The organism is Paenibacillus rhizosphaerae (genome assembly GCF_014192015.1).
Taxonomy (GTDB): domain Bacteria; phylum Bacillota; class Bacilli; order Paenibacillales; family Paenibacillaceae; genus Paenibacillus_AQ; species Paenibacillus_AQ rhizosphaerae.
Window position 1 is genome coordinate 1,379,763 of sequence record NZ_JACHXJ010000002.1, and the last position, 20,894, is coordinate 1,400,656.

At 46.9% G+C, this 20,894-nt stretch carries 25 protein-coding genes; 19 read left to right on the forward strand and 6 right to left on the reverse strand.

What is annotated here, in order from left to right; translation table 11 throughout:
• Window positions 1-368 precede the first annotated feature (368 nt).
• From FHS19_RS14925 to FHS19_RS14955, 7 genes are all read left to right on the forward strand, one after another.
• Window positions 369-1,310: an aldo/keto reductase gene (locus tag FHS19_RS14925; RefSeq protein WP_183582552.1), complete on the forward strand. Its 942-nt coding sequence runs from the start codon at window positions 369-371 to the stop codon at window positions 1,308-1,310.
• Between the two features lie 317 nt (window positions 1,311-1,627).
• A complete protein-coding gene (locus FHS19_RS14930) occupies window positions 1,628-1,771 on the forward strand; it encodes a hypothetical protein (RefSeq protein ID WP_183582553.1) in 144 nt (47 codons plus the stop codon).
• A complete protein-coding gene (locus FHS19_RS14935; protein WP_183582554.1) occupies window positions 1,768-2,490 on the forward strand; it encodes a VOC family protein in 723 nt (240 codons plus the stop codon). The genes FHS19_RS14930 and FHS19_RS14935 overlap by 4 nt, the downstream gene beginning before the upstream one ends.
• Window positions 2,491-2,505: 15 nt before the next feature.
• Window positions 2,506-2,913, forward strand: coding sequence for a DUF6220 domain-containing protein (locus tag FHS19_RS14940; protein WP_183582555.1), 408 nt, complete (start codon window positions 2,506-2,508; stop codon window positions 2,911-2,913).
• 119 nt (window positions 2,914-3,032) lie between these two features.
• On the forward strand, window positions 3,033-3,383 hold the full coding sequence (locus FHS19_RS14945; RefSeq protein WP_183582556.1) for a VOC family protein: 351 nt from the start codon (window positions 3,033-3,035) through the stop codon (window positions 3,381-3,383).
• Window positions 3,384-3,671: 288 nt separating this feature from the next.
• Window positions 3,672-5,132: a multicopper oxidase family protein gene (locus tag FHS19_RS14950; protein WP_183582557.1), complete on the forward strand. Its 1,461-nt coding sequence runs from the start codon at window positions 3,672-3,674 to the stop codon at window positions 5,130-5,132.
• 560 nt (window positions 5,133-5,692) lie between these two features.
• Window positions 5,693-6,631 (forward strand): phosphotransferase, encoded by a 939-nt coding sequence (locus FHS19_RS14955; RefSeq protein WP_183582558.1) that lies wholly within the window; start codon window positions 5,693-5,695, stop codon window positions 6,629-6,631.
• Between the two features lie 138 nt (window positions 6,632-6,769).
• Here the strand turns inward: FHS19_RS14955 and FHS19_RS14960 are convergent, their stop codons facing one another.
• Window positions 6,770-7,585, reverse strand: a complete 816-nt coding sequence (locus FHS19_RS14960) for an alpha/beta fold hydrolase (protein WP_183582559.1) — start codon at window positions 7,583-7,585, stop codon at window positions 6,770-6,772.
• On the opposite strand from FHS19_RS14960, the gene FHS19_RS35275 reads away from it, so the two are divergent.
• Window positions 7,496-8,053, forward strand: coding sequence for a helix-turn-helix domain-containing protein (locus FHS19_RS35275; RefSeq protein ID WP_281382515.1), 558 nt, complete (start codon window positions 7,496-7,498; stop codon window positions 8,051-8,053). The two genes, FHS19_RS14960 and FHS19_RS35275, sit on opposite strands and share 90 nt — an antisense overlap.
• 73 nt (window positions 8,054-8,126) lie before the next feature.
• Here FHS19_RS35275 and FHS19_RS14970 read toward each other — a convergent pair whose 3' ends face one another.
• Together FHS19_RS14970 and FHS19_RS14975 are read right to left on the reverse strand one after the other, a co-directional pair.
• Window positions 8,127-8,675: a class I SAM-dependent methyltransferase gene (locus FHS19_RS14970; RefSeq protein WP_221223923.1), complete on the reverse strand. Its 549-nt coding sequence runs from the start codon at window positions 8,673-8,675 to the stop codon at window positions 8,127-8,129.
• A 29-nt stretch (window positions 8,676-8,704) separates the two neighbouring features.
• Entirely contained in the window at window positions 8,705-8,917 is a 213-nt protein-coding gene (locus tag FHS19_RS14975) for a hypothetical protein (protein ID WP_183582561.1), read from the reverse strand.
• Window positions 8,918-9,316: 399 nt separating this feature from the next.
• Between FHS19_RS14975 and sigY the strand changes: the two genes are divergently transcribed.
• The 7 genes from sigY to FHS19_RS15010 all read left to right on the forward strand — a co-directional run bounded on the left by sigY (window position 9,317) and on the right by FHS19_RS15010 (window position 13,392).
• Entirely contained in the window at window positions 9,317-9,847 is a 531-nt protein-coding gene (gene sigY / locus FHS19_RS14980; protein WP_183582562.1) for an RNA polymerase sigma factor SigY, read from the forward strand.
• Window positions 9,834-10,247, forward strand: a complete 414-nt coding sequence (locus tag FHS19_RS14985) for a YxlC family protein (RefSeq protein ID WP_183582563.1) — start codon at window positions 9,834-9,836, stop codon at window positions 10,245-10,247. Before sigY ends, FHS19_RS14985 begins: the two co-directional genes overlap by 14 nt.
• Before the next feature lie 255 nt (window positions 10,248-10,502).
• Entirely contained in the window at window positions 10,503-10,709 is a 207-nt protein-coding gene (locus FHS19_RS14990) for a PLDc N-terminal domain-containing protein (RefSeq protein ID WP_183582564.1), read from the forward strand.
• Window positions 10,706-11,629 (forward strand): ABC transporter ATP-binding protein, encoded by a 924-nt coding sequence (locus FHS19_RS14995; RefSeq protein WP_183582565.1) that lies wholly within the window; start codon window positions 10,706-10,708, stop codon window positions 11,627-11,629. Before FHS19_RS14990 ends, FHS19_RS14995 begins: the two co-directional genes overlap by 4 nt.
• Complete coding sequence (locus FHS19_RS15000) at window positions 11,626-12,402, forward strand: ABC transporter permease (RefSeq protein WP_183582566.1); 777 nt, start codon at window positions 11,626-11,628, stop codon at window positions 12,400-12,402. Before FHS19_RS14995 ends, FHS19_RS15000 begins: the two co-directional genes overlap by 4 nt.
• Window positions 12,403-12,456: 54 nt before the next feature.
• Complete coding sequence (locus FHS19_RS15005; RefSeq protein ID WP_183582567.1) at window positions 12,457-12,672, forward strand: XRE family transcriptional regulator; 216 nt, start codon at window positions 12,457-12,459, stop codon at window positions 12,670-12,672.
• A 210-nt stretch (window positions 12,673-12,882) separates the two neighbouring features.
• Window positions 12,883-13,392 (forward strand): AAA family ATPase, encoded by a 510-nt coding sequence (locus FHS19_RS15010; protein ID WP_183582568.1) that lies wholly within the window; start codon window positions 12,883-12,885, stop codon window positions 13,390-13,392.
• 67 nt (window positions 13,393-13,459) lie between these two features.
• Here the strand turns inward: FHS19_RS15010 and FHS19_RS15015 are convergent, their stop codons facing one another.
• Entirely contained in the window at window positions 13,460-14,389 is a 930-nt protein-coding gene (locus tag FHS19_RS15015; protein WP_183582984.1) for a S66 peptidase family protein, read from the reverse strand.
• 422 nt (window positions 14,390-14,811) lie between these two features.
• On the opposite strand from FHS19_RS15015, the gene FHS19_RS15020 reads away from it, so the two are divergent.
• The 4 genes from FHS19_RS15020 to rarD all read left to right on the forward strand — a co-directional run bounded on the left by FHS19_RS15020 (window position 14,812) and on the right by rarD (window position 18,450).
• Window positions 14,812-15,681: a chemotaxis protein gene (locus tag FHS19_RS15020; protein WP_183582569.1), complete on the forward strand. Its 870-nt coding sequence runs from the start codon at window positions 14,812-14,814 to the stop codon at window positions 15,679-15,681.
• 560 nt (window positions 15,682-16,241) lie between these two features.
• Window positions 16,242-16,724, forward strand: coding sequence for a DUF2975 domain-containing protein (locus tag FHS19_RS15025; RefSeq protein ID WP_183582570.1), 483 nt, complete (start codon window positions 16,242-16,244; stop codon window positions 16,722-16,724).
• A 252-nt stretch (window positions 16,725-16,976) separates the two neighbouring features.
• Window positions 16,977-17,465 carry a GNAT family N-acetyltransferase gene (locus tag FHS19_RS15030; protein WP_183582571.1) on the forward strand — a complete coding sequence of 163 codons (489 nt, stop codon included), beginning with the start codon at window positions 16,977-16,979 and terminating at the stop codon, window positions 17,463-17,465.
• Window positions 17,466-17,571: 106 nt separating this feature from the next.
• Window positions 17,572-18,450 (forward strand): EamA family transporter RarD, encoded by an 879-nt coding sequence (gene rarD / locus FHS19_RS15035; RefSeq protein ID WP_183582985.1) that lies wholly within the window; start codon window positions 17,572-17,574, stop codon window positions 18,448-18,450.
• Between the two features lie 366 nt (window positions 18,451-18,816).
• On the opposite strand, the gene FHS19_RS15040 is transcribed toward rarD, so the two are convergent.
• Together FHS19_RS15040 and FHS19_RS15045 are read right to left on the reverse strand one after the other, a co-directional pair.
• Entirely contained in the window at window positions 18,817-19,719 is a 903-nt protein-coding gene (locus tag FHS19_RS15040) for an SDR family oxidoreductase (protein WP_183582572.1), read from the reverse strand.
• A gap of 231 nt (window positions 19,720-19,950) precedes the next feature.
• Window positions 19,951-20,880, reverse strand: coding sequence for an AraC family transcriptional regulator (locus FHS19_RS15045; RefSeq protein ID WP_183582573.1), 930 nt, complete (start codon window positions 20,878-20,880; stop codon window positions 19,951-19,953).
• Window positions 20,881-20,894: the final 14 nt, after the last annotated feature.

Below are 20,894 nucleotides of genomic sequence, written 5' to 3' on the forward strand. Positions count from 1 at the left end.
AAGTGACCAATACAATAACATATACTCTTCATAGCCGCGTAACTGCGGCTTTTTTTTGTTTTAACGATGCAAGTTCATTTCCCTAGTTGACGACAAGTACATATCATTTGGCGAAAAAACAAGAACTTGTATGGTTAGCCGTAATTAATAAGATTACTAGCTGGCTCTTAAAAAATTCAGCCAACAGGCAGGATAGCTTAATCGATTCGCGAATATGAAAATATGAGCTGTGCTCGAAGATCCCATAACTTCATGAGAAAGAACGAAAATCACATCCATTTACCGGGAGTACTGAAGGCAGTAATTCGATTCAAGGCATATCGTTTTTTTTCGTGTACATATCGATTCGAGAAAGGAGTAGAAGTCTAATGAAATACGCAAAACTCGGCAGAACGGACATGGAAGTGTCCCGCATTACGTACGGCGCAATGGAACTGGGAGGGGGCAACGCCTTTTCAGGCGGACTGACTCGCTGGGAGCTGAAGCCCGAAGAGGACAACATCCGGCTTCTCCGCCAAGCTTTTGATAACGGCGTAAACTCATTCGATACCGCTGAGCTTTATGGGGCAGGGCGCTCAGAGTTTATTGTAGGAAAAGCCCTAGCCAATGTAAGAAAACAATGCGTAATCGCAACAAAGGTAAGCGCTCATCACCTGCGGCCCAAAGATATCCGTACGGCCCTGTGGCAAAGCTTGTTCAGGCTGAACACGGACTATATCGACTTGTATTACATCCATACGCCCAGTAACGAAATCCCGATCGAGGAATCTATGGGAGAGCTAAGCAAGTTGAAAGAAGAAGGCGTTATTCGTGCAATCGGTGTATCCAATTTCTCGCTAGCTCAGCTGAAGAAGGCCATGCAATATGGTCGGGTTGACGCGATCCAGCCCGAGTATCATATGCTCCAGCGCAGCATTGAAGACGAATTGCTTGGTTATTGTTTGCAAAACGACATCAGCATTATGAGCTACAACTCCCTCGCTAAGGGGATTCTGACCGGAATTTTCCACAAAGGCAAAGAAGTTACAGATTTTCGCAAGGAGAGGCCTTTATTCCAATCAGAAAACCTGCTGAAAACGGCGGACCTCATCCGTCTCTTGGAGGAAATAGCCGCAGCCAAGAATGCCACTCTCTCGCAAATCGCAATTCGTTGGCTGCTACACCAGAAGGGCCTGACCTCGGCGATCGTGGGCACGCAAAACGAGAAGCATTTCTTTGAGAATCTGCATTCCGTTGACGTAGAACTGACCGAAGAGGAAGCGACCAAGCTGGACGCCGTAAGTAAGCAGGTACTTAAAAACCTCGACTAAACATCTAATCAATTGTTCAACGCAGGCATACGATTAGTTCCATCAAACGGTCAGGCAGGAAATTGCTGACCCCGGTCGCCTTCATCTTGCCTTCGCGGGTCTTGTTTGAAAGCATCACGAGATTATGTGAAAAGTCACAGCCATGGATCATGGCTGTGACTTTTTTTAGTAGCTGTCCATCACGAAAGCTTTATTTCTTAATTGAGCTGTAACCGCAGACCAATGCTATTTCACTTATTCGCAATTTTTTATTTTGTCACATTAACGGCCCCCTTCCTGTCTTGCTTAATGAGAGCGCATGAAGGAGGTTTCTTCGAATGATTGCAAAGTATGATGTGGCCGTTGTTGGCGGACGCATTGCTTACGTTTATTCGTTCGAGACTTCGGACAGCAGGATTCATTTCCTCTATGCAGTTGCAAATCCTGACAAACGCAAATATCTGAAGGAGGCAGTGAGATGAGAATCATTGAATTGGAACTGAGAACCGCCCGGTTAGCTGAACTGAAGGAGTTCTACACAGAAAGACTTGGATTTGCTTTAGCAGATATAACGGAACATTCAATCACGATCGTTGCTGGTGAAACGCGGTTGACTTTCGTTCGCGAGGCGGAGGAAAGGGTGCTGCCATCCTACCATCTTGCAATGAATATCCCCGAGAACCAAATACGTGAGGCGAAAAGCTGGCTTCTGGCGAAGGGCCGTCAGGTGCTTTCCGCTGCGCCCCTTCCGTATGCAGGAATCCAGGCAAACGAAGATATCGCTTATTTCGAAGGAACCGATGCGCATGCCTTCTATTTCGAAGATCCTTCGGGGAATCTGGTGGAGTTCATCGCTCGGCATCGAATGGACAATGCCTTAACAGAGCCTTTCGATCACAAATCCATTCTGAATGTCAGCGAGATCGGCTTTCCGCTTCGCGGCAGCTTATCCGAGGCAATTCAGCGCCTAGATTCCCGTTTTGATGTCACGCGATATGTCGGGGACGGAAAGAACTTTCAGATGCTCGGTGACGAGCATGGAATGTTCATTCTGGGGGATATGGCTATCGGATGGTATCCCTCGATGATGATTCCAGAAGTTCATCCTATTCGAATGACGATTCTCGATCCTAAAGAAGGGGAGTTTCAATTGGATCCGTACCCCTACACCATTCGTGCGGTTTCCGAAAGGCCAATCTAAGGGAGGAATGAAACCATGGATGTACAGAAAATGACCGCAACCCGCGCTTCGCTGCCGGCAGCAGCTCAATACGCGCGGTTGGGTTTTAGCATATTGAACGTACTTTTTTCGATCTGCATCGCATTACAGGTATTCTTGGCTGGATTGGCGCTGTTCGTAGATTCGTCTCAATGGGGGATGCACGGTCATTTTGCCATGTACTTCGCGCCTATCCCCGTATTGTTGTTTATTTTGTCTTTTCCGGCCAGACTGCCCAAGAGCATGAAAATGAAGAGTTTGGTGCTGATCGGCCTAATCCTTTTGATCTTCGCGACGGCTGTCTTCTCGGAAGAAATCGGATTTGCGGCAGCGGTACATCCCGTCATCTCGCTAGGCTTGTTCTTGAACGCGTTGTTGATGATGAGGGAAATGACGAAAGGATAAATGAGCGGAAACATGAACATTGATAAAGCAAATTGGAGAGCAGAAGGACTTAGGTTGTTCCTCGAACTTGACCATTGTTGAGTAAAAATTTGATATCAAAACTTTAGGAGGATAAAAAAGTGAAGATCAAACGAATTGTTGCAAATGTTGAGACGCAGGACATTTCAAAAGCTTCGTATTTTTACGGGGAGTTACTTGGACTTGATCAACTAATGGATATGGGATTTATTGCAACATACGGTTCGCATGGGAAAATGGGCGCTCAGGTTAGTTTCCTGTTAGAGGGAGGATCCGGAGCACCTGTGCCTGATCTGTCAATTGAGGTCGATGATCTTGATGTCGCATTAACTCGTATAAAAGAAGCAGGAATTCCCATTGAATATGGACCCACTGAGGAGCCATGGGGAGTTCGGCGTTTTTTTGTCAGAGACCCATTCGGGAAACTTATCAATATTTTGATCCATCTTTAAATAATAAATTGTGCAAATAGTTGTAATTCAAAATCTTCTGCAGTGCTTTTTATCGGTTCGTACGACAAGCTAGCCAGAATCTTCTGGTTGGCCTTTTTTGTGATCGTTCTACGATGGGGAGCCGGGAGTAGGGCGGTATTAGGGGCAATGATCCGTAAAGTTCACAGGTACCGCAACTCATCGTCATAAGTTCACAATATTCCTCTAATATGATCATTACATGAACGAGTCACATGTAGATCTATTGAGATTAAAAGGAATTAACGATGAGGAAAGCGAGTATAGAAAATGAAAAAACACCTTCAACGGCTCACGCTGCTGCTCGTTTTATCAGCATTTTCTTTAGTCGGATGTGATGGGGATACAACCACGAACGTTGGTAAGCTTGAATTTAAGAATCCTTTGCAAATTCCGCCAATCCTTGAGCCAATGACGGAGTCAGAGGGTAAGAAACATTTTACCTTAACCATGCAGTCAGGATCAACGGAGTTTTTGGAGGGAAAGCAGACGCCCACTTGGGGAATTAACGGAACTTATTTAGGGCCGACCCTCCGGGTTTCGCGCGGCGACCAAGTTTCTTTCGATGTGATCAATCAATTGAATGAAAGCTCAACCTTGCATTGGCATGGGATGCGATTACCCGCCGTAATGGACGGTGGACCGCATCAGATGATCGAAGCAGGAGCAACCTGGGAACCTTATTGGACAATCGAGCAGCCTGCCGCGACTACATGGTATCATCCCCATTTGCATGGGAAGACAGCGCAGCACGTTTATCGTGGTCTTGCAGGACTATTTATCGTCGAGGATGAGGAGTCTAAAAAGCTGCCTTCGGAATATGGTGTTAACGACATCCCGATGATCATCCAAGATAAATTATTTAAGGGCGACGGTTCTTTTAACGAAAATATGAGTATGACTCCGTTTGGGTTGTTAGGCAATCAAATCTTAGTCAATGGGACATACGATCCGTACCTGGAGATCACTGCAAGTCAGGTTCGCTTTAGATTACTGAATGGTTCGAATGCGAGAGCTTATAATATCGGCTTTTCGGATAATCGTTCATTTAATCTGATCGGCAATGATGCGGGACTTTTACCTGAACCCGTTTTATTAGATCGTTTGTTGCTAAGTCCGGGTGAACGTGCAGAGATCGTGGTGGAGTTTGAAGCTGGCGAAGAAACGATCTTGCACAGCTTTGCGGGAAAAGAAGGGATCGAGAATGGGGAGTTTGATCTCGTAAAGATGATCGTGGATACAAGTTTATCGCCTTCGACACCACTCCCGGATCACCTTACCGCTGAACCGCTCATCGATGTGCCTGAAAAAGTAAAGGTACGTAAATTTGAACTCACCACGAAATCTGCAATGAATGGCAAGGAAATGGACATGAATCGTATTGATGAGGTTATTCCGGCTGGCGCACGTGAAATATGGGAGATCACAAATAAAGGTTGGGATCATAACTTCCATATTCACGATGCAGCGTTCACCGTAATTGACAAGAATGGAGAATTGCCGCCATTATACGAGCGTGGGAGAAAAGATACGGTCTTTATTCCGAATGGCACTACAGTCAGACTGGCCGTCGACTTTGGAAGCTATCCTGATCCCGATACACCGTACATGTATCACTGTCACTTGTTATATCATGAGGATAGCGGTATGATGGGGCAGTTTGTCATTGTCGAACCAGGCACCGAATCCCAAGTATCGAAAGAGTTAAGCAAGGGAAGTCATAACCATTAATACTTGACACGGTCCGTTGTCACACAGGAATAAACCATTACAGATTCCCAAATCTTAAAAAATCACCGGCATGTATGCCGGTGATTTTTTGTTTGATATCCTTTTATTGATTTTTGCCTGGTGTCAAGAGGTGTATACGAATGTAAAGACTAGTGTATAGAACAGCGGGATCCTTCTTTCTATACTAAAATTACGAAAGATCGCAGCACAATTTGCAGCGAAAACTAAAACGAACAATACCGGAGGGGTAAAATGTGAAAGAAGCTCCAAAGGAAAGGTCATCACACTAGAATAAAGTAACTCCTATGCGCCGCAGCGACTTCGGCATTTAGAGAGGATACCGACGATTTAGATTGGCATCTTAAACATTCGATTTAAAAGTTGTTAACAATTAACTCTTTTAGAGTAACGAGGGTTTAAATACGGAGCGGCAGACAGGGACATGTTTACAGTCTAGACTGCAGCAGGTTCATTAAGCTAACGGTGAAATAAATGATCTCCCAAATAAGTTCGTGGTAAACTATTCAAAGCAAGGTATTTGAGGGAGGATATAACTCACAATGAAAGACTCTTTAGATAAACAAGCAGCACGAATTGCAGGGGATTTTCTTCAAGAAAAAGTTAAAACTTCTTATCCGATTGAAGGAAAAGGAATCACAAATCAGGTTTGCGTAGTTGAAACAAAGATTCATAAAGTGGTTGTCCGTATGAACGGAAAAGATGAATATCAAAGCTTTATCAAAGAGAAATGGTGTATCGAGCAAGCAGCCAAAGTAGGCGTTCCTGGACCTGAGGTGTTGTCCATTGGCATAGTTGATGAGACCGCATATATGATTCAACCTTTTATTGAGGGAGACAACGGGGTAGACAGTACTGTACCAAAGTCCACTATTTGGAGAAGACTGGGCGAATATGCCAAGCTTATTCATTCGATTCAGGTGAAAGGATACGGGGAAAATCTGATTGATCCAGTCCACGGAGAGTTTCAGTCACCACCTCATGCTGGATCAGACGGTACTTGGCAAGGGTATGTACAGCATAATATCAATAGTTTGACTGAGCATGATCGCTTGATTGAGCTTGGGGTAATCAATCAGATGGAATCGGAGAGAATAAAAAACCGGTTTGAGGATTTAAAGAGTGAACCATTCCGTTTCGGATTAAACCATGGAGATATCTCTTTAAAGAATACGATTGTCAATCAGGCAAACCAAGTGATCTTGCTGGATTGGAATGCAAAAGTAAGCGTGGTACCGCATGCAACCGTTGCTCAACTGATGCATTACCAAATCCTAGGACTGGATGAAAGCCCAAATACTGAAGAATTCCAAGCGTTTATGGAGGGGTACGGAATAAGTGGGGAAGACCTTTCTGGCATAAGGAATTATCTCTTATTACGGGCTTTCGATAACCTCAGGTGGGCTATTAATCGAAGGCCGGATCTGGTTAAGCCTTATGCTGCATTCGCGAAACAAGTAGTAAATATGATTATGGAATAGCAGTTTGCGATGGTATTATACCTCAATCTAACCAAGAGTGAAGACATGATTGAACTAACGGGAAACGATAGTTCAATCAAACTCGAAAAGATGACAGCCGCATAAAGGCTGTCGTTTATTAACTTGCCTGTCGTCCTGCTACTGGGGTTCTCGCGTCGAGGCGCCCCGCGCATTTCCGACGAACTCACGTATTAGCTCATTAAACTTGTCTCGTTCGTCATAGAACGAGCCGTGGCCGCTGTACATGAACGGCACGAGCTGGGAATGGGGAATTTTCCGCTGCATCTCCTCCGCTTGGCTGAAAGGAATGACCTGGTCGTGAATGCCATGCACGATCAGCGTCGGAACTTGGATGAGAGAAAGATCGCCATTCAAATCAAAGTCCCGCAGCATGACGATGATTGCGGCCGTCGACCATCCGGCAGCCTGCATGCCCATTTGATGAAACCAGTCCGAGAATGGCTTGGTGATGTAACGGAAGAAGAAAATGTCCGTCACGCCAAGCATCATTTTTGCCCGGTCGTTCAACGTCTGCTTCAGCAGCTGCGCTGCCGTCTCTTTCGTGAAGCCGCGCGGTGCCGCAGCGTCGATCAGCACGAGTTTGGATACGCCGCCGCCGTTGTACCGAACGACGTATTTGATCGCAATCGCGCCTCCGGTCGAATGCCCGGCGAGCACGAAATCGTTCAACTGCAGCGCTTCAACGACGGCGCGAATATCGTCCGCAAGCCTTTCTAAATTATATCCACCGTAGGGGCGGTCCGACTTTCCGAAGCCTCGCCAGTCGATACCAATACAGCGGTAACCCATGCCCGGCAGCACGTCAAACTGATATTCGAACTGGTCATGGCTGAGCGGCCAGCCATGAAGAAACACAATCGTCTTGCTTCCAGCCGGGTTGATGTCCTCCACGTAGAGTTGTACCCCCGGCTCTACTGTCACATAGTATCCCACTGTCAATGCCTCCGCGAATTAAAATCCTTTCCCGATAGGATACGCGCTCAGAGCCCAAACGTGAATACCAGCCGCGGAAGAAACGCCGAGCTTTTTTCAATCACTTTGATTCGCTGCGCCTCAACTACCGTATGGACAAAGTCGACTGTTAGGCTCTCACCGTTCCGGCGAAGGAAGTTGCTTTTTCGTATTAACCGTAAACTAACGCAAATGGAAGTATTCCGTTTGACGCAGATCAACAATAAAACCTTGAGAGGGTATGAAACCGCAAAGGCGGAACCGGATCTGGTATCGCTGTCCAGGCTTGCCGACCTGTACAAGGTGTCTACCGATTGGCTTATTACTGGATTTGAGTTCAGTGGCTCGGGCAGGTCTGAAGAAGCAGAGGCCGAAATTGGTCGGCTCAAGGACAAGCTTAAGGCAAGGGAGCAGATCATTCGGGGAATCCGGGAACTCGTCTCGGAGTGAAAATGAAGAATAACCCCTCTTATGCCAGTGTAGATCAACATGAAACTACAGGTTCGCAAAGGAGTCACCGGGGTTAGCTATTTTGGCAAATAAGTAACGCATGATTACTAACACCCACGCAGGACGGGCTTTGACTCATAACGTCAGACAGTACCATCCATTCCTCCAATTGTTCATCTGACATCGCGTTAATTGCTTTTGCACAGAAAGAAAAATCAACGCCTACATTTTTAATAACGGTTAAATTGTTATTGGTGGCGGACGTTTCCATTTCTTCTGGAGTTGTGAAATAGAATACCTCGGGTCGTACATCGTCAATTCCTTTATTGAAAACGAAGTCGTTAGCCGTTTTACTCGGATAAGCTTTAGGTGCCATAAAGCATCCTCCCAAATAAGCACCAACTTTATTTATATATGCAAAAACAATATTGCCGTTTTCTTTACATATTCGTTTGCTTTCTTGCATTACTAAATTGCGTTCCTCTGGTGGTAGGTGATACATCGGGCCCAAAATTAATACAAGGTCATAGCTTTTATCTAATATGCCTTCGAGATTTGTTGCGTCACCAACTTGAGCTTTAATATTTTTTAAGCCGGAGTTCAATATTTTCTGATTAAACAAATCGATGTTTTCGGGCGTAATATCAATTCCTAAATAAGAACTACATTTTTCAGCAAAGACATTCCATAGTGACCTGTCCCACAGCCAATTTCAATAACATTCTTTTCTGAGGAAATATACTCACCGATATATTTTTTAGTGTAGAAAGACTCCATTCGGCTAGCCTTATCACGTAAAAATCTTTCATCCTCTATTAAAGCATCTTTATAGTTCACACGAATTTTCTCTTGATTTGATGACATGGATTATATCCTCCGTACAGTCTGATTGATGTAGAGAAAGCTTACCTCGACTATGATTATTTCGTAAAATTGCTTTATTAATGTTTGATTATCCATGAACTGTTGTCTCCAGAAATAATTTTAACAATTATAATGGTTTTCCAAACGCTAAACAAGAATTACCGGGATTGTATTGGCTCAATCTAATAGAACCTAGTCAAAAAAGTTAGGAATAAAGTCAGCAACGGCAACGGAAAATGAGTTTGAGTAATTGTGAACGAAGTTCTTGTAAACATTTTTTAGGGTTCGGTGAACGATTTCGTGAACCTCCTCGTCATATGTTTGATTGCATGAGTCGCGTACGAGCTGATGTGATCATTATGGCAAACATGAAACCAAGGAAAGGAGCAGGGACTGCGGTTGGATGAGCTCAAGCAAATAAAACGCGCGCAGCGCGGGGATAGCCAGGCGATGGCGCAGCTGCTGCGGAACCATTACTCCTTTTTAATGAAGTATCTCATCAAAATGACGATGAATCCGGAGCTGGCCGAGGATGTGGCGCAGGAAACCATGCTGAGGTGTATTGAGAAGATTCATCAATATAACGGAAAATCGAAGTTCTCTTCCTGGATGATCACGATCGCTACCAGGATTTATATCGACCAGATGCGCCGTATCAAAGTAGAGAAGCAGTGGAGGGACCAGGAGCAGGCACTTCGAAGCACAGAATGGCAGTTGAAAGCCCAGCAGGAGGAATGGACTGATGCAATCCAAGCTTTGTCCAGGCTCGGGTACGAATGGCGGCTGCCGATTTTGCTCAAGCATTATTACGGCTATACCTATGATGAAATCGCCGACATGATGGACATTCCACCAGGGACGGTGAAGTCCAGAATCCATCACGGATTGCAGCAGTTACGAAAGGAGATGGCGACTGATGAAAAGGAATAAAGGAACGCGGGAACGATTTGCTGGTCTGAACGAGCAGGATCATACGGATGGCGAAAGCTTCCATGAAGAATCATTGGCGGAGGACCCGGCTCTGATCGCTGAACTGTTGCACGGATTCGACCAGATGGAGCTGGCTATCCGTAAGCCGGATCCGCCGCCGCTACATGAGCTGGCTCAGTTTGTCGCAGCCGAGCAGCAAAGGCTCCGCAAACGTGCAGTACTGGAAGTTGCGCTGTTTTTGATCATAGCTCTGGCCTTAATCGCAAGCAATTTGCTCCTGGCATCCATGAACATCGTTGTATTCGTCGTCATTCAGGGGCTGGTCTTCGTCGGTGCCATCGCGTTTGCTGTACGATTTTTTTATCGTTCAAAGGAGAAGGTGAGATCCGGCCATGCATAAAACGAATCTCGAAACGGTTCCCGTGTGGGCGTTATTACTAGTCGCGTGCATACTACTGATCCAAAGCCTATTTTTGTTCACTCATTCCCGCCGCCATACGAAATACTACTGGATCTGGGGGATTGTCGGGCTGATCCAGGCTCCGGGACCGCTTATTGCCTATTGGCTTGTTCATATTTATTGGCCCAAGAGAAAAGAACACCTGAAGAGAGGCAATGATCGCAACAAACCAAACAAATAAAGGGGGAAAGACTCATGGATACGATAAATTCAAGCATTCCTTGGAGTCTGATCATGCCTATAATCGTCCTGCAGCTGATTCTGGCTGTGGTGGGATTGGTATCTTTGTATAAAGCGGAAGCCATTCGCGGACCGAAATGGTTGTGGGTCATCATCATCTTGTGCGGTAACATTCTGGGCTCAGTCGCTTATTTTATCATAGGAAGGAAGGATGCCTCATGACCCGGACGTTGCTCCAGGTAAGGGATTTATCCAAGCGCTTTAGAGAGCGTGAAGTTGTCAAAGGAATCACGTTCAGTATCGCTGAAGGCAGCTGTGCTGCTCTACTCGGTCCAAATGGTGCCGGCAAAACAACGACAATCAGGATGCTAACTGGATTACTTCAGCCGTCAGGAGGATCGATTAAGCTACTGATAAACGGAAGTCCGACTACGGATCGGCGGCCATACATCGGCTTTTTGCCGCAAATGCCCGTGTTTTATCCTTGGATGACCGGGGCTGAATTTCTGCTCTATGCCGGAGAGCTTGCCGGGTTGACGAACCGTGAGGCCAAGAGGGAGACCGGCGAGTGGCTGGAGGCAGTGGGTCTTCGAGATGAGGGTAAGCGAAGGATCGGCGGCTATTCGGGTGGCATGAAACAGCGTTTGGGACTTGCCCAGGCACTTATTCATAGGCCGAAACTGCTTATTCTTGATGAGCCAGTGTCAGCGCTCGACCCCACAGGGCGTAAGGATGTGCTGACTCTGCTCCAGCGAATTCGCCGGGAGACGACAGTCCTGTTTTCCACGCACGTACTGCATGACGCAGAAGAGATATGTGATGAAATTCTCATGATTCGGAGTGGCGCTATCGCCCTTCAAGGAAGTCTTGAACATGTTCGCCGAACTCACAGTGAGCCAGTGATCAGGTTGGAAGTGGGTGAAGACGAAGCTTCGCGTTCCTGGCTGACCGCTGCCTGCAGCAAGAATTTTGTCATCCATTCGGAGGTTTCTGGAAGACGGGCGAAGTTGAGGGTTGAGAACGTCGAGCAAGCTTCCCTTGCGCTTATGGCCGACGCTGCATCCCGCCGCATCATGATTCGTTCGCTTGAAGCAGGCCGCAGCACACTCGAAGACTTGTTTTTAAAGGTGGTACAATCATGAGACAGTTTTTATTATTTTTTCGTAAAGAAATGCTGGAGATGGGACGCAGCTTTAAATGGCTGTGGGTACCGCTCGTATTTTTGATGCTGGGGATCATGCAACCCGTGGTGACGCGTTTTATGCCGGTAATTTTGGAATCCTCGGGCAATATGCCAAAAGGCATGACAATCACGATCGATCCTCCTTCTGGAATGGAAGTGATGGCGCAGACGCTAGGTCAATTCAACTCAGTCGGGCTCATGATCCTGGTGCTTTCCATCATGACCCTGATATCAGGTGAGCGTCAAAGCGGCGTTTCGCAGATGATTTTTGCAAAGCCGGTGTCTTACCTATCCTACGCGGCGGCCAAGTGGGCAATCATGCTGTCTCTCGTTACCGCATCCTTTGTGCTTGGCTACGCTGGGGCCTGGTATTACACTGTACAGATGATCGGAAGCGTCGAGACAGCAGCGGCCTTAAAAGCAGCGCTTCTCTATATGCTATGGCTCTGGTTTACCGGATCGCTTACGCTGTTCATGAGCTCTCTCATGAATTCTGCAGCTGGCATCGCCTTCGTCAGCTTAGGGGCGGCAATACTCCTGTCCATGGCTTCGACATGGCTGCCACGATATGCCTACAGCCCCGGCTTCTTGCCGGAAATATCGGTGCAGTGGCTGCAGGCAAGTGAAAAACCCACGGGTGACTTGGGCGCGGCAATCCTTTGTTTGATGTGCATGATCTTCTTTTTCATGATCGCAGCTTACCAAGTGAAGATAAGGAAATCCAACGTATAACATACATTGGATGCGAAAATATGTATTGATATTACACAGGGGGGGCATCGCTTCTTGAAATTTGAACTTGGACGTTGCTTACTGCAAGAACGATTGATGGAATCCGGAAAGTCAGCGGAATGGCTGGCAAAAGACTTGCTTTTTAAACCGGAACGAGTTTACGACTTTATTGAAAACAAAAGAGTGATGCCACTCAAAGTTGCCATATCGATCGCCGATTCCGTCGGTTGTGATGTTCGTGACTTATATGAATTAATTCCAAGTGAATAAGAAGTAATGGGAATAACGGAATAAGAGGTAGGTGGCATTGAGGCTACAAATGTGTCCCATTAAGCTGACGGTGAACGATAGCTCAATGAAGACAGGTGAATACAAGCCGACCCCAATGCCAGCTGCTTTGGACCGAAGCAGAGATAACTTTTCTTTACGAAAGAGTGCAAAGTAGGATTGAAGATTATTAGTTGAATGGAGGGACTAGCTATGGGCATTAGGAATTATCTAATTGAAGGTGTTTCCGGCACAGGCAAAACTTCGGTCTGCAACGAATTACAGCGGCGCGGCTACCATGCCATTCATGGTGACCGTGAACTGGCTTATCAAGGCGATCCGGAAACGGGAATACGGACGGATGGCGTCACGCACGAGCACCACATTTGGCATGTAGATAAAGTAAAAGCTTTGGTCGCCAATCATGAAGAGGCGGTAACATATTTCTGTGGTGGATCTAGGAATTTTTCGAAATTCATAGATCTATTTGACGGCGTGTTTGTCCTCGATGTCGACCTTGACACATTGAACCGGCGGCTTGACGAGCGGCCGGAAAATGAATGGGGTGCAAAGAACGCGGAGCGGGTACTCATCGCGCGATTGCACCAAACGAAAGAAGACATTCCGAAAAACGGAATTATAATCGACGCCACCGCGCCGATCGAGCACGTCGTTGACGAGATCATCCGTCAAAGCGAAGAAAATAAACGTCAACGACACTAACATATAGACACTTACGGCCAGCCCAATACACCGGCGCACCTGGATACGAATTGTCCCATCCCCTGCGCTAACGGATAACGCTGATGGTAGGTTCAACTATAGTTATTCTATTATTGACTGAATCGAGATTAACGGTTGCGCCAATCGGCAAAGCGGCTTTATAAAAACCATGACCTGTGGCAAGGTTTGTTATCATCGGCTTACCGAGAGGTACAACAAATTCGTTGATAACATCCTCATAAGATTTACCATATGCCGCCTGGCAGCCTGAGCACTCTCCCATAATAATGCCGATACAGTCACGAAATTTTCCGGCAAGCTTCAAATGATTCAAGTACCTGTATACGGTATTGGTAGGTTCATGTGTTTCTTCAAGAACGAGAACTTTACCCCTCGTATCGATTTCGAAAGGCGTGCCCAACGTATCGACAAAGGATGTCAGATTACCGCCCACAAGCTGCCCAGTAACGTTGCCCGGTACACGGCTAATCAGCGGCATCCCCGGCGGATTCATGATTGCCCGGGTTAACGAATATACGGATGTCGCGGAAAAAAACTGATCGAAGCTATAAGCGGGCGTTTCGGATTTGAAGTCAATTAGCAGCAGACTATGGAATGTTATTAAATCCACATATTGATGCAGTACGTTTAATAATACCGTTATATCGCTGTAACCTGTAACAATTTTTGGATGATTTCGGATCACAGTATAATCCAGGTAAGGAAGAATTCCAGCCACTCCTGTACCGCCTCTGGTGGGCAGTATCATTTTAACCCGCTCGTCCTGAAACATCATCATCAAATCCGAAGCCCGCTGCTCGTCTGTGCCGGCAAGAAACCCATTTTGAGCGTATACATATTGACCCAATACAACATTGAACCCCATTGCTCTTAAAATTTCGATTCGTGCATTAATGATGTCTGCAGCGAGCGGGCTGCCCAAGGTAACGACTCCAACGGTATCGCCCCTCTGCAGGATTGGCGGACTTATCGGCATGTGCTTATCTTCCTCCCTGAACATAGCAGAAGCCATTGTGATACCCATCCTTAGAGTATATTCGCAAAGTCCCAAGCACAGTACTAAAAAGGAGCTTGAATGAACAAGAAACCCTCTTTAATAAGGGGGGAATCTGGTTATTGATCCAAAGCCGCTGAATGGGCCGTCAGCCATCTCAATCATAACCGGAGTATGCGGCGGCTTCGAATACAATGACCTTTTAGCGAAGCGCGAGAGGGCGGAGGCAAGCGATCTCTATGCGGCAGCCGATCTAAATGATCGTCTGCCGTTTTCATGAGGTCAAGGGCGGTCTTGATTAGACCCTTGGGAGCCGGTAAGAGACTAGTTACAAGAAGGAATACTCTCTCTTATAATTAGAATTATATGGAAGTTCATTTGCGCTGAAGGTGGTGGGGGATTCGATGAAAATCGCGGTAGGGTTTGTGCACGGCATTGGGAAGCAAAAGGAACATTTTCATGAGGCCATGGCAGGCGTCATTAGCAAGCGGTTAGGTGAAATATGTCCCGCGGTCGAGCTAATCAGCAGGGGGATTTATTGGGCGGACATCACTGACCGACTTGAAGATGAGCTCAAGGAAAGGCTTGCGCCTGACAAACTGCACTGGGACACGTGGATCGATGCTCGCGGGTACGCGATCAGCTTTTTAGGTGATGCGATTGCCTATCAGCCGCTGCCCCATAAAGCAGGTGACGATGACCGGAACTACATCTACACCGCAATTCACGAACGGTTTTATGAAAAGCTGCAGGAGCTCGCGCAGTGCACAGGACCTAACGCCCCGCTGTGCATCATAAGCCACAGTCTCGGCACCATCATCGCAAGTAACTTCTTATACGACCTGCAAAACGGCAGGTTGCCCAGCGGCAAGCTTGCTTCGATAGGTGAGAATCCTTCTGCACTCGTTCGCGGCGATACGCTGACACATTTTTACACAATGGGCAGCCCGATCGCGATCTGGACGATGCGGTATAAGGACTTTGGCAAGCCGATATCGTTTCCTTCGCCTGCTCTTTTGGCCGAAGGGCTCCCGTACGGCGAATGGGTTAATTTCTACGATAAAGATGATGTGATCGCCTATCCGCTTAAGCGTTTAAGCGCGGAATATGATGCGGCCGTGACGGAGGATGTAGAGGTCAGAAACCCAGGTTTTCTGGCCAGCACCCCACTTAATTCACACGGCGGGTATTACCGCTCTAAGACGGTCATCGACCGGATCGCCCAATCGCTTGCAGACCTTTACAACCAAACCACCCGACAATCGATTCATTAAGCCAGCGCTTTGCAAACAGCAACTAAGTTGAAGTTGCAAAACGGACCTATAATTATGACGCATTTGATCAAAAAGAGATCAAGGATAATTCGGGCAGAATTAAAATATATAAGACGACAAGTCATATACGCTTAATAGCCGCGTGGCTGCGGCTTTTTTTGTTTTAAACGATATATGCTCTGTCAAAACCCGACGACAAGAACATATATTTACGATGGTTGATAAGGATTATAAAACACGGATATGGTTGCCTGAATATGAAACGTTGTTCGGTTACCAGAATAAGCATCTAAATATACATGGCTGAGCAGTTACGAAAAAAGAACGGACAGCGATAAGCTGATCTCCGCGTAGACGGAGTTACGCAGCTATATCTGGGCTGCAGGCGTTCAGCTAACGGCAGTTTGTTGGATAAGTTGTAGTTAACATTTTAAAGCATGGGCATTTCTATTTCTTTATAATGAGAAATGCTTTTTTATAGAAAACGATATTAATTTATTGTAAAACAATAAATAATGTGGCAAAGTAAAAACTGATATTAGATAAGTGAGGGGTACTTTATGAAACGAGGAACAACACTTTTTTTGAAGATGGCTGTTATTCTTATTGGGATCCCAATTCTCGCTTTGTGCATCTTTTTAGTGCCTAAGATTGGTAACTTTGCTGGAGAATTGTATCCCGATATAGCTTATATGAACACTCTCGTTGTAATCGATATGTACGCAGCAGCGATTCCTTTTTACTTTGCCCTGTATCAAGCTTTTAAACTTTTAGGCTATATTGATAAGAACCAAGCGTTCTCGGAATTGTCGGTAAAAGCTTTAAAGAACATAAGATACTGTGCCATCACAATCAGTACCTTGTACCTGCTAGGTATGCCACTCTACTATCTCCTGGGGAAGAGAGTCGACCCTCCAAGCTTCATACCCATGGGATTGGTCATAATTTTCGCCTCTATGGTGATCGCCGTTTTTGCTGCTGTTCTCCAAAGACTTTTACAAGAAGCTATGAATATTAAAACAGAAAATGATTTAACGGTCTGACATCCTACGCGAAAAGCAACATCCGATGCTTCTGAAGATTCATTTAACAACTTATGTCTTGCTTCCTGCAACGTGAGTTGGTTTTGGAACTGAATTGAAATCATCGTGGTAACTTCCTTAAAACTACGAGTTCGAGCCTAAGGCGATGACTACATTCTCAGGTTAATGAAGCTGACGGGCAGGATAGTTGAGCCTTTGTATTGAATTACTAAAAGTAAAAATTCGGAAAACACCATTTCGTGAGGTGAAAATATGAATAACGAAGTGATATTGCGAGACGTGAATAAAGAGGACTTGCCGATATTTTTTGAACAACAATTGGACATGACTGCCAACTATATGGCTGCCTTTACCGCCAAAGATCCAACGGACAAGATTGCCTTTATGTCTCACTGGCAAAAGATATTAGACGACGATCGGATCATGAAAAAGACTGTACTCTTTAACGATCAAGTGGCGGGGCATGTTTCGAGTTTTGAACAGTTCGGTGAACCAGAAGTCAGCTACTGGATCGGACGAGAGTATTGGGGAAGAGGTATTGCAACTCGATCACTTTCTCAACTTCTTAACTATGTTAACATTCGTCCCTTATTTGCTCGTGCAGTGAAAGATAATACAGCTTCTATTCGGGTATTGGAAAAATGCGGGTTTATCATTTGTGGTGAAGACAAGGGGTTTTCCAATGCTCGTGCCCAGGAAGTTGAAGAATATGTTTTAAAGCTGCCTTCTAAGGCAGAGTAGCAATCTCCCCTATTAATTTGGGCCAAAATATGAATTCCCTTTACTAAAACGATGATCCAGGCGTATAATCCGTTAAGACATCGAAGTGAGAAGAGGGAAATTGATGATGAACAACGGGTTGGTCAATGCTATTATCGCATATATCATGTGGGGGGTTCTCCCGCTTTATTGGAAGTTGTTTAACGATGTGCCGGCAGGAGAGATTCTGTCACACCGGGTTGTCTGGTCGTTCGTCTTTATGGGTATTCTTGTCGCAGTTCAGCGTCGCTGGGGTGACATGAAGCGGATCGCGGCTAGTCGCTCGCTCCTGCTGTCGCTCACCGCTAGCGGACTGCTGATCGCTGCGAATTGGCTCATCTTCATCTGGGCGGTCAACAACGATCATGTCGTCGAGACAAGTCTCGGCTATTATTTGAATCCACTGCTGAACGTGCTGCTTGCGGTTGTCTTCCTTCGTGAGAAGCCAAGCCGTGGCCAGTGGCTCGCGATTGCCATCGCCAGTGCCGCGGTGCTCATCATCGCCATCGACTACGGACGGTTCCCATGGATCTCAATCTCACTGGCCGCGACATTTGGCTTGTACGGCCTCGCGAAGAAAAAGATCGGACAAGACGCTTCTGTAGGCTTGCTGTCGGAGACAGCTGTAGTCCTGCCCGTTGCACTCGGCTACTGGATTTATTTGGCCGCCGTGGGAAAGACGACGGCATGGACGCTGCCTGTGCCGACATTCATCGAACTGCTTCTTTCCGGTGTGGTAACAGCGCTGCCGCTGCTTTTCTTTGCACGAGCGGCCGCCCGGATGGCGCTGTCCACGCTCGGCTTCGTACAATATATCGGGCCGACGATCATGCTGTTACTGAGCGTATTCGTGTTCCAGGAATCGGTCTCGTCGGTTCTCTTGATCGGCTTCGTTCTCATCTGGACAGCGCTTGTCGTATATGCTGCGGCATCGGTTCGCGGCACGAAACTCGCAAAGGCGCGATGACGGCAAACGTCTGACCGGTACCGTCGTATCAGCCATTTCCGTCCGCTGAGGAGGAGATGGCTGTTTTGTGTTTGGGGTTAAGCTAACGGGCAGGAAGGTTAAAGAGGAACAAGGTCCCATCACTAGGCCCCCATTGGATACCAAAAAAGAAGACATCTCTCTCCATATTGAGGTTAGATGTCTTCTTCTTTCTGATTATACAGGCTATAGTGTCAACACAAGTGTGTTCATTCTTCAGTGTCTTCCAATACTCTCCCTGTTTTGAAAAAAAGTTACCCATCTGCGTAGTAGGTACTGGCAGAGTAATCACACAACTGGACTCACGAATGAAACCCAGGCACTAAGATACTAATGTAGCCCTGCGGTTCAGTTGTTGTTGAAGCAATGCCCCTGATCGATATCTGAGATCAATGCAGGGTGCACGGGCCGCCAGCCCAAGCGTTCCCTTGTCAGCGTGTTCGATATTGGGTTGTCGGTATACGTAAAGGGGCCGAGAAAGCCGAAATGGGCTTCTGCCTCTTCACGGGAAATGCTGGCTACTGGCAGGTTTAAGTTACGACCGATGGCGCCGGCGATGTCACGGAATGGAATGCCTTCTTCGGCGACACCGTGCAGCCGTGAACCAGCTGATGCTGATTCAACTGCGAGACGGTACAAGCGCGCCGCATCGAGGCGATGAACAGCCGGCCAGCGGTTGGACCCGTCCCCGACATAGGCAGAGAACCCTTTATTACGAGCTATGTCGATCAGCATGGAGATGAAGCCATGATCGCCCGGGCCGTGTACGGTTGGTGCGAGACGAATGACCGATGACCGTACCCCTTGATTTGCCAGAGCAATTGCCGCGTTCTCCGCTGCCCCCCGTGGTACATTGGAGTCGACCGCGGTCTCCTCCGTTCCTAGAATCGTAACTGGGTTCGACCATGCGACCACTAAGGAACCTGTGGTGAACACAAATGGCTTATTGGAGCCCTCAAGCGCTGTACCAAACGTTTCGACGGCGCGCAGATCGGCTGCGACTGCATCGGAGAAATCCGCGAAGTCGGTCTTGAAGCCTAAGTGAATAACGCCGTCTGCTGCGGCAGCGCCCTTATGCAGGCTGTCGAGGTCGTCGAGGGCACCACAATGCACCGAGGCCCCGACTGTCGTCAACGATTCGGCGGCCTTGTCTGAGCGGGCAAGGCCGACAACCTGGTGTCCTGCTTCGATGAGTTCGCTCACGACGGCGGAACCAATGAAGCCCGTCGCTCCTGTGACAAAAATACGCATAATGATATCCTCCTTAAAAGTGGATCTACTTGAAGCATCGATATGGCGAATAAAAGATTGGCATCGCCGGCCTCAAGACTAACTCATTATAGTCTGCGTATCGCTCAGATTTTTGCCAGTTCCTCGTCACTTTTTGCCTATTCCTCCCGGAATACACCCTGATCTCTGGCCGCTAAAGGATTAATCTGTATACAGGAACGTCCGAGGACGTTGGAGTTTTTACTGTATACTTTACTTTTGTTGACGTAATTTAGCGATATCTCTTTTTGGTGGGCTACCGAAAAAGCGGCTGTAATCTCGGCTAAACTGAGACGTGCTTACATACCCCACCAGCTGACAAACCGTGTTTACATCCATAGAGCTGGAAACCATCAGACGTCTCGCTTCATGAAGGCGCAGCGCTTTTTGGTATTGCAGTGGGCTCATTGAAGTGACTGCCTTAAAATGCTCGTGAAATGAGGACTCGCTCATATGTACCAACTTGGCCAAATCCCGAATCTTCATTTGCTGGGAGAAGTTGTCGTGAAGCCACATAATTGACTTTACAATTCGCTGCATGCTCGAGTCGGCAGAACAAATTTCAGCGACATGAACGCCAACAGGGCTGAGCAGGACTCGTATTAATATCTCATCCACCGCAAGCGGGGCAAGCAATTTAGCTTCGACGGGATTAGAAAGGCATTCCAGAAGCCTCGATACAGCTTTGATCATCCCCAAATCGGCACTAATGACATAAGCGGCTCGTCTTTCCACAATGGCAGGCAAGCCCTGGGGATACACTTTCAGTGCCAACTCAGCAATCCTTTGTGGGTCAAGGTCCAGCTTTACACTCAAAAAAGGTTCAAAAGGGCTGGCTTGTATGGTCTTCACAGCGATCGGTAGAGCGACAGGGAACATGAGCATATGTGACCGGCCAAACTGATAGGTCTCCTGCCCCACGGTGGCGGCCTTTGCACCTTGTGCAACGATTAACAGAGAGGGGGAGTTGAAGGTTCTTACGTAGTCCATATTTACTTTTGAATAACGGCTGACGTTCAAACCGGGAATGCACTGGCTAAAGGTGCCGTCAAATGGAGTATAGGTATGGATCAGACGGGCAAAACGAGTCGTTTCTGCATCAAGCGATTCATCTGAAAGCAAATGTTCAACTGGATTTTTCATTCCGTTTTGAAATC